Annotated in this window: 5 protein-coding genes; 2 read left to right on the top strand and 3 right to left on the bottom strand. The window is 75.2% G+C overall.

Going from position 1 to position 9,062, the window contains the following annotated elements:
- Window positions 1–378 precede the first annotated feature (378 nt).
- On the bottom strand, window positions 379–1,095 hold the full coding sequence (locus ABT247_RS28675) for a helix-turn-helix transcriptional regulator (RefSeq protein ID WP_392902234.1): 717 nt from the start codon (window positions 1,093–1,095) through the stop codon (window positions 379–381).
- A gap of 320 nt (window positions 1,096–1,415) precedes the next feature.
- On the opposite strand from ABT247_RS28675, the gene ABT247_RS28670 reads away from it, so the two are divergent.
- Together ABT247_RS28670 and ABT247_RS28665 are read left to right on the top strand one after the other, a co-directional pair.
- Window positions 1,416–2,822: a COG1470 family protein gene (locus ABT247_RS28670; RefSeq protein ID WP_350748035.1), complete on the top strand. Its 1,407-nt coding sequence runs from the start codon at window positions 1,416–1,418 to the stop codon at window positions 2,820–2,822.
- A gap of 420 nt (window positions 2,823–3,242) precedes the next feature.
- Window positions 3,243–3,818 carry an eCIS core domain-containing protein gene (locus ABT247_RS28665; RefSeq protein WP_502892517.1) on the top strand — a complete coding sequence of 192 codons (576 nt, stop codon included), beginning with the start codon at window positions 3,243–3,245 and terminating at the stop codon, window positions 3,816–3,818.
- Between the two features lie 227 nt (window positions 3,819–4,045).
- Here ABT247_RS28665 and ABT247_RS28660 read toward each other — a convergent pair whose 3' ends face one another.
- Together ABT247_RS28660 and ABT247_RS28655 are read right to left on the bottom strand one after the other, a co-directional pair.
- Window positions 4,046–6,763, bottom strand: coding sequence for a SpoIIE family protein phosphatase (locus ABT247_RS28660; protein ID WP_350748040.1), 2,718 nt, complete (start codon window positions 6,761–6,763; stop codon window positions 4,046–4,048).
- 205 nt (window positions 6,764–6,968) lie between these two features.
- Window positions 6,969–9,062: SpoIIE family protein phosphatase (locus tag ABT247_RS28655; protein ID WP_350748032.1), on the bottom strand; the 2,094-nt coding region annotated here is incomplete at its 5' end.

The raw sequence follows: 9,062 nt of genomic DNA, 5'->3' as shown, positions 1-9,062 counted from the left end.
GGGCGCCCGGGAACAGAGCCCGGGCACCCGAGCCGGGGGTAACGACCTGTGTCCCCAAAGGGCAGACCGCGACGGTCACGGGACCTCGGTGTGCCGCGACTGCCCCTCTTCCGCGGAGGCCGATCACCGGGGTGCCGGCCCGCGGGTACGCCCCCCGCCGGCGCCGTTGCCGGGTGTCCTCGTCACGGGTACCGCTCTTCCCGGCGCCATTGCCGGGGTCCTCCCCAACCGGTACCGCTCTTCCCGGCGCCATTGCCGGGGTCCTCCCCAACCGGTACCGCTCCCCCGGCGCCGTTGCCGGGTGCCTCGTCACGGGTACCGCTCCCCCGGCGCCATTGCCGGGGTCCTCCCCACCGCACCGCTCCCCCGGCGCCGTGCTCAGATCAGACCGCGTCGCATCGCGTACCCCACGGCGTGCGCCCGGTTGCGCAGCCCGAGCCGGTTGATGATCTCGTGCAGGACGTTCTTGACGGTCCGTTCGGAGTAGGAGGTCTTGGCGGCGATCTCGCTGGTGTCGAACCCCTCGGCCACCAGCCGCAGCATCTCCGCCTCCCGGGCCGTCAGGGTCGACAGGGTCAGCCCCCGCCCGTCGAGCATGGTCCGCTGGAGCATCCCGATCCGGTCGAGCAGTTCACCCAGCAGGTCCCCGGGCATCACCCCCTCCCCCTTGGCGAGGGCGGTGATGAGGTGCACCAACCGGTCCTGGTCCGCCTCCGAGCGCCGCAGCACGGCGGCGACCCCGCACTCGACGATCGTCTGCAGCCCGCCGGCCTCGAAGTGGCCCACCACCAGGCCGATCCGGCCCGCCGTGGCGAGCCGCAGCCGCCGCAGGTGCTCGGCCACCGCCTCGGTCAGGGCGTCGACCACCAGCAGGGAGACCTCCGCGCTCCCCGCCTCGCTCTCGCTCAGCAGCTCGACCTCGGGCCGCTGGCGCAGCTGTTGGACCACGCCGGTCTGCAGGATGATGTCCTCCGCGTACACCGCCACGCGTATCTGGGCCGGCTTCCCGCGGGCCTGGACGGGGATTCCGACCCCCGACGGACGGGTGGCGCCCGCCGTCCGGGAGGCGCTGCCCGCCGTCCGGGAGCCGTTCATCACCCGGGAGCCGCCGGACCGCGACGAAACCGGGGTCCGCTGCGCGGTGACGACTCCCTCACCGCTTGTATCGGTCGACGTCATCGAACTCTCCATTCTCCATCGGACATTCAGTGGTGCCGGCCGGCTGCACCGAGGGGCGGGGCCGGCCGTCGGCCCAGGGGGCCTCAGGGGTGCGGGGCGCGGGCGGCGGCACGGTGCGCGCGGTGCGCCGCGGCGGCACCGGGCAGGGCCGGTCCGCCCGCGCGGGCAAGGGGTGTGCCCACGGCTTGCCCGCAGGGACCTCTTCGCGGGCGGTCCGTCGGCCGTACCGTCACGCCATGACCACATCCGCCGAACTCGGCCTGCCCGCGCTGACGGTGGCGCCCGGTGGCGTGGCCACCACGACCCTGACGGTGCGCAACGACCTCGACATCGTCGAGGCGTACGCGCTGGAGGTGGTCGGCGACTGCGCCGCATGGACGACGGTCGAGCCGGCCCGGGTCTCCCTGTTCCCGGGGACGTCCGAGACGGTGACGATCCGCCTCGCCCCGCCGCGCTCGCCCGCTGCCCGCGCGGGTGAGTTCCCGCTCGGCGTCCGGGTGCTGCCGACCGAACGCCCGGAGCTGGTGACGGTTCCGGAGACCACCGTCACCGTCACACCGTTCCACGAGTTGCAGGCCGCGCTCGCCCCGCGCCGCCGGCGCGGCTGGCTGCGCGGACGCTACCGGACGTCGGTGCGCAACCTCGGGAACGCGCCCACCACGGTGGTTCCCACGCCCGGCCAGCCCGGCGAGGACCTGCGTTTCCGGGTCAGCCCGGAGCGGCTGCGCCTCGAACCCGGCGAGTCCGGCGAGATGCGGCTGCAGGCCCGCGCCCGCAAACTGATCTGGTTCGGCAAACAGGCCACCTGGCCGTTCGAGGTCACCGTCGCCCCGGCCGATCCCGCCGCCGGCCCGGACGGCGTCGGCAAGGACGGGGACGGCAAGGACGGGGACGGCGGTGGCAAGGGCGGGTCCGCCCCGGCCGTGGATCCGACGGCCGCCCAGAACCCGAAGCTCGACGGGGAGTTCCTCCAGGTACCGGTCTTCCCGAAGTGGCTGCTGGCCCTGCTGGCGGCGCTGATCGCCCTGCTGCTGGCCTGGTTCGCCCTGGTCCGCCCGGCGGTGCGCAGCTCCGCGAAGCAGGCCGCCGAGAAGGCCGTCGCCCAGCAGAACGCCACCCCGACCCCGATCGCCGCCGCACCTGTCGACGGCGCGCAGCCGGCGCCCTCCGGCGGGGCCCCCGCCGCAGCGGGCAAGCCGGCCGCCGGTCAGCCCGGCGCCGGTCAGGCGAGCGCCGGGGCCGGCAGCCGCGGCCAGGGACTGGCCGTGCCCGGGACCGGCCAGCAGAGCTCCGCCACGATCGAGGTGCAGACCGCGAGCGGCTCGGCGTCCACGGGCAACTACCAGGTGCCGCGCGGCAAGGTGTTCGACATCACGGACATCGTGGTCGCCAACTTCCAGGGCGACCAGGGTGTGCTGACCATCACGGCCGGCAAGCAGACGATCACCACGATCGCTCTGGAGACCTTCCGCAACCAGGACTACCACTGGGTGACTCCCATCCAGGTCCCCGCGGACCAGGCAGTGACGGCGAACGTGACCTGCGAGTCACCGGGCACCCCGGCGTCGGGCAAGCAGGCGTCGACCTGCCACGAACTCCTCAATGTCAGTGGGACGCTGAGCGACATTCGGCAGGGGAACTGAGTCGACGCGCACCGTGCACCTTTCCTCCCCGGGCGACCGGGGAGGAAAGGTGCTCCTGACGCCCCGGCGATGTCAACGACCCCTTCCCCCGGAACCACTCCCTCCGCCCCCCGTGATCCTGCCCTGCTCGTGCCCCCGCACAGCCCGTGACCATGTCAACGTCCGACGGACACCCTGACCCGTTCGGGCACCAACCGCCAAATCGGACCGCTCCCACCGCCCCCACCCGGCTGCCCCTCGGGGAACCCGTCCGGGCCCCCGGGGGCAACCGGCCCTTCCCCCGCGGACGGTGAGGTCTGCCCCCGAACGGTGCTGACGCACCGTCTTCTCAACAGTAGCTTTGCGGTGTTTCCGCACCGGAGGCGGCATCAGCGCGGTATGCGCACCGAACCGCCACATGGAGGAAGGAGCCCGTTCGCCGTGCGCGCTCACGAACCCGACCGGCGGACCGACCGGGGCCCCGCCCCGGACGCCGCCCGCACCGCGCGACCGGGCCCGCGGGCCGCCGGCGCGCTCGCCCTGCAACGGACCATCGGCAACGCCGCGGTGTCCCGGCTGGTCGACCGGGCCCGTCACGGATCCGGCGGCGCCGGCCCGGACGAGCTACCGCTGCAACGCTCCCTGGTGTCCCGGGCGCTGAGCTCCGCAGGGCAGCCGCTCGACGGTGCCGTCCGGCGCGAGATGGAGTCCCGGCTGGGAGCCGACTTCTCCGACGTGCGGCTGCACACCGGCAGCACGGCCCGCGCCTCCGCGGCCGAGGTCGGCGCCCGCGCCTACACCTCCGGCAACCACGTGGTCATCGGCGAGGGCGGCGGCGACCGGCACACCCTCGCCCACGAGCTGACCCACGTCATCCAGCAGCGCCACGGCCCGGTCTCCGGCACGGACCGGGGCGACGGCCTCCGGGTCTCCGATCCGTCCGACCGCTACGAGCGCGAGGCCGAGGCCAACGCCGTCCGCGCCCTCTCGGCCCCGCTGCTCCGCGAGGAGGCGTAGCCGGGGGCGTCCGCCGCGCCGTCCCCGGCGCCGGTGCGACGGTGCGGCGGGGCGGCGGTGCAGCGGGGCGGCGGGGCGGCGGTGCAGCGGGGCGGCGGGGCGGCGGTGCAGCGGACGCCGACGCGGGACGCGGACGCCGCCGCCACACGGCGAGGACATCGGGTTCTGACAGGCGCCACGGCTGAAGGACCCGCCGGGCGCCCCGCAGCAGGGCGCCCCGCGACCCGTCACAGGTGCTGCTCGGCCCAGATGATCTTGCCATCGGGCGTGTAGCGCACCCCCCAGCGGTCGGTGAGCCGGGCGACCAGGAACAGCCCGCGGCCGCCCTCGTCCTCGGCGACGGCGTAGCGCAGGTGGGGCGCGGTGCTGCTGCTGTCGAAGACCTCGCAGATCAGCGTGCGGTCGTACAGCAGCCGCACCCTGATCGGGTCCGTGGCGTAGCGGATGGCGTTGGTCACCAGTTCGCTGAGCACCAACTCGGTGACGAAGGCCGCCTCGTCGAGCCCCCACCGGGCCAGCTGGCGGGTCGCCTCGGCACGGACCCGCGCCACGGCCTCCGGCGCCGAGGCCACCTCCCACTCGGCGGTCCGGTCGGGCGCCAGCACCCGGGTACGGGCGACGAGCAGGGCGATGTCGTCGCTCTGGCGGGCGGGCAGCAGGGCGTCGAGCACCGCGTCGCAGACCTCCTGGGGCGATCGGCCGGGGCGGGCCAGGACGCTCGTCAGGACGTCCAGCCCGACGCCCATGTCCCGGGTCCGGTCCTCGACGAGACCGTCGGTGTAGAGCACCAGGTTGCTCCCCGGCGGCAGCCGCACCTCCACGGCCTCGAAGGGCATCCCGCCCAGGCCGAGCGGAGGACCGCCGGGGAGGTGGAGGAGCTCCACCGTGCCGTCCGGGTGGACGACGGCGGGCGGGGGGTGGCCCGCCCGGGCCAGCGCGCAGACGGCGGTGCTGGGGTCGTAGATCGCGTAGAGGCAGGTCGCCCCGGTGATCGCGGCCTCTCCCCCGGCCGCGGCCGCCTCCTGGTCCAGGTGGGCGACCAGTTCGTCCAGGTGCCCGAGGAGTTCGTCCGGCGGCAGGTCCAGGGTGGAGAAGTTCTGCACGGCGGTGCGCAGGCGGCCCATGGTGGCGGCCGCGTGCACCCCGTGGCCGACCACGTCGCCGACGACCAGGGCGACCCGGGCCCCCGGCAACGGGATCACGTCGAACCAGTCGCCGCCGACACCCGCCTGCGCGGGCAGGTAGCGGTAGGCGACCTCGAGGGCGTTCTGCTCGGGCAGCGACCGCAGCAGCAGGCTGTGCTGGAGGGTCACGGCCATGGTGTGCTCGCGGGTGAAGCGGCGGGCGTTGTCGACGGAGACCGCGGCCCGGGCGGCCAACTCCTCGGCCAGTGAGAGGTCGTCGTCCTCGAACGGGCTCCTGCCCCGGCCGCGCCAGAAGCAGGCGACGCCCATCAGCACCCCGCGCGCCGTCAGCGGAACGGCGATCAGCGACGTCAGGCCGAAGTCCAGCACCGCCTGGGTGCGTTCGACGTCCTGCATCCGCCAGCCCGCGTCGGTCGCCAGCTCCGGGACCAGCGAGGGCCTGCCGCTGACGAAGCCCGCCGCCTGCGGGGTGCTCCCCGCCCATCGGACCAGCGTGTCCTGGGGGTACAGCGGCGAATCGTCCCGGACGCCCGCGAGGGCCACCCGCCGCAGCTCCACCGGGGCGCCGACGGCCCGGGTCTGCGGCTCCTCGCCCACCAGGACCTCCTCGGCGAGGTCGACGGTGGCGTAGTCGCAGAACTCCCGGGTGGCCGTCCCGGCGAGCTCCTCGGCGGTGTGCCGGACGTCCAGGGTGGTGCCGATGGCCATGCTCGCGTCGTAGAGCAGCCGGAGCCGGCCGCGGGCGACCTCGGCCTTCCCCGCGAGGGCGCGCAGTTCGGTGGAGTCGCGCAGGGTGGTGACGCTGCCGGACGGGCCTCCCCTGCCCTCGGACGGGCCTCCCCTGCCCTCGGACGGGCCTCCTCCGCCACCGGACGGCCCCGCCGCACCGCCGGATGCCGCCGCACCGCCGCCGCTCGTCCCCGCCCTGCCGTCGACGAGGCGTCTGCTGACGGTGGGGCGGCTGTTGACGGCCAGCAGGCGGTCGCCCACGGGCAGCACCTCGTCGGTGACGGCCGTGTCGGAGAGCAGCAGTTCGGTCGTCCGGGGGTCGAGTCCGAGGTCGGTGACGGCCCGCCCCTCGACGTCCGGGGGCAGGTCCAGGAGCCGGCGCGCCTCGTCGTTGGCGAGCAGGACCCGCCCGTCACCGCCGATGATGGCCACGCCCTCCCGCACCGCGTGGAGCACCGCGTCGTGGTGCTCGTACATCCTGGTCATCTCCTCCGGCCCCAGGCCGTGGGTCTGCCGCAGCAGCCGCCTGCCGACCAGCGCCGTACCGGCCGTGGCCAGGCCGAGTGCGACGGCGGCGGCGCCCAGGACGACCGGCAGCTGGTGGTCGACGGCGCTGCTCACGTTGGCGACCTTCATCCCGGCGGAGACGATGCCCACGACCCCGCCGCCGGCGTCCTCCGCCGGGACCACCACCTGGTACTCCAGGCCGAGCGGGCCGTGCACCTGCTCGACGGTGACCCGCCCCTGCAACGACGGCCCGATGGTGCCGACGAAGTGCTTGCCGATCTGCGCCGGCTCGGGGTGGGTGTACCGGATGCCGTTCCGGTCGGTCACCACGATGAAGTCGACCTTGGCGTCCTTGCGGGCCGCTTCGGTCAGCGGCTGCAGCACGGCCGTGGGATCGGGACCCTGGATCGCGGCCACCAGACCGGGGCTGTGGGCGAACGCCTCGGCCGCGGCGAGCGAACGGTCGCGCGCGGCGGCGAACCGGTCGCTCCGCGACGCGATCAGCAGCGCGACGACCGCCGCCACGACGATCAGCAGTACGACCGCCACCTGGAGCAGGAACATCTGACCGGCGACGCTGCGGATGTCCAGCACCGACCGCAGCCGCCGTACCGCAGGATCCCCGGGGCCCGTGCGCGGCGGTCGCCGCCCACCGCGGCGACCCTCCGCTCGGTGCGGAGCACGGGGGCCGGGGCCAGTGTCTCTCGCCATACCCCCATGGTCCCGCCGTGTCCGCCGACCCACGAGGTGCCCCGCCCGCCGTCCCGGCTCACCGGGGAACGGACCGGATCAGCAGCAGCGCGACGTCGTCGGTGCGGTGCTCTCCGTGGCCGGCCCGGTCGACGAGGGCGTCCGCCAGCCGGTCGAGCGGTTCACCGCCGTGGCGGGCCAGGGTCGCGGTGAGGTCCGCCAGCGCCTGGTCGGGATCCGCGCCGGGCGTGTCGACGAGACCGTCGGTGTACAGGGCCAGGGTGGTGCCGATCGGCAGGTCGACGCGGACCTGCGGGTAGTCGGCGGCCGGGTCGACGTTCAGCACAATGCCGACGATCGGCTCCAGCGCGGCCGCCCGGCCGTCCGGGCCGTACACCAGCGGCACCGGGTGGCCGGCGTCCGCCAGCCAGGCCTCGCGGCGCGCCAGGTCGACCCTCAGGTACGCGCAGCTGGCCAGCAGGCCCGTGTCCAGGTCGGCCACCAGCCGGTTGGTGCGGGAGAGCACCGTGCTCGGATCGGCGTCGGCGGCCGCGAAGGCCCGTACGGCCGTGCGGATCTGGCCCATCAGCGCGGCGGCGTTGACGTTGTGGCCCTGGACGTCGCCGATCACCACGGCCACGGAGTCGGGCCCGACCGGGATGAGGTCGTAGAAGTCGCCGCCGATGTCCATGCCCTCGGTGCACGGCAGGTAGCGGGCGCTGACCTCCAGGCACGGGACGTCCGGCAGCGCCCGGGGCAGCAGGCTCTCCTGGAGGCCCTGGGCGAGGTCGAGCTTGGTGTCGTACAGCCGGGCGCGGTCCAGCGCCTGGGCGATCAGTCCGCCGAGCGAGGTGAGGACGGCGCGCTCCTCGAGGTCGAAGCGGTGCGGCTCGGCGAAGGCCAGCACGCAGGTGCCGATCAGCCTGCCCGAGGTGACCAGCGGCAGGTACGCCCAGGCGGCCATCCCGTCCTGCGTCTCCTGGCGGCCGGGGTAGAGCCGCTCCAGCTCGGCGCGGTTCTCGAAGTACGCCGGCACCGGGTTGGTGGACGCCTGGACGCCCGGCGTGGGCTCGGTCAGCGGGGTGCTGTCGAACTGGTCGACCAGCCCGGGCGGATAGCCGTGGTGGCCCACGATGCGCAGTCGGCCGCCCTCGGCCATCAGCACCGCCACGGCGCGGGCGCCGAAGGCCGGGACGATCTGCTCGGCGATCATGCTCACCACGTCCTGCACGCTGACGGCCTCGGTCAGCGCGCCGGCGAGGTGCAGCAGGTGGTAGAGCGCCCCGGGCCGGGTGTGCGCCGCCCCCTCCGCCGGTGGCCCGGCCGGACGGTCGCGCCCGTCGGCGTCGGCGGCGCTGATCCGCGCGGTCAGCCCGGACGGGTCGGGGAAGAGCTCGAAGGACAGCCACCGGTCCGGCGGCCGCCAGGCGACGAACGAGGTGGGCTGGCCGCTGATCATCGCGGAGCGGTAGTGGTACTCGTACACCGGGTCCCGCAGCCAGGGCAGGACCTCCCACGGCCGGGCGCCCAGCAGCCGCCCGACCGGTTCGCCCAGCTGCTCGGCGGCGGCCGGGCTGACCGCGGTCAGCCTGCCGTCCAGATCGATGTCGCACACGCCCTCCGGCAGCCGTGCCACCATCGCGGCGAGGGAGCGGGTGGCACCGCGCTCGGCCGCCTCGGGGCGCGGCCCGGCCCGGACCGGTCGACCCGCCAGGGCCGCCTCCGCCAGGACCTCGGCCAGTCGTGCGGCGAAGGCGGCGAACCGGTCACGTTCACCGGACGACATCTCGGGCGGGTGCGTGGCGGGCCAGATCAGGAAGACCGCCCCGTACGTGACCCGGCCCGCGACCAGGGGAGCGGCCGCCAGGCAGAACGCGTACGGCATGGCGACCGCGACCCTCGGGTACCGGCGCGCCATCTCCTCGGCACCGCCCACCCAGACCACCCGGTCGCCCCGCACCGCGTCGGCCACCGGTACGGGTGCGGTGATCCCGACCCGCTGCCACGGCCTGGTGAACTGCCGGGCCGCGCCCAGCGTCACCGCCAGTTCCAGCCGCTCCCCGTCCGGCGACAGCAGGTACAGCCCGCCGATGTGCGCGTGGAGCCGGTCCGGCGCCGACCGCAGGACCTCCGCCGCCGCCTCGGGGCCGGGCCCGGCCGGCGCCGCCGCAGC

The organism is Kitasatospora sp. NPDC001539 (genome assembly GCF_040298565.1).
In the GTDB taxonomy this organism is placed as follows: Bacteria; Actinomycetota; Actinomycetes; order Streptomycetales; family Streptomycetaceae; genus Kitasatospora.
Note: the sequence above shows the minus strand (reverse complement) of the source record. Positions and strands in the feature narration are given on the sequence as shown.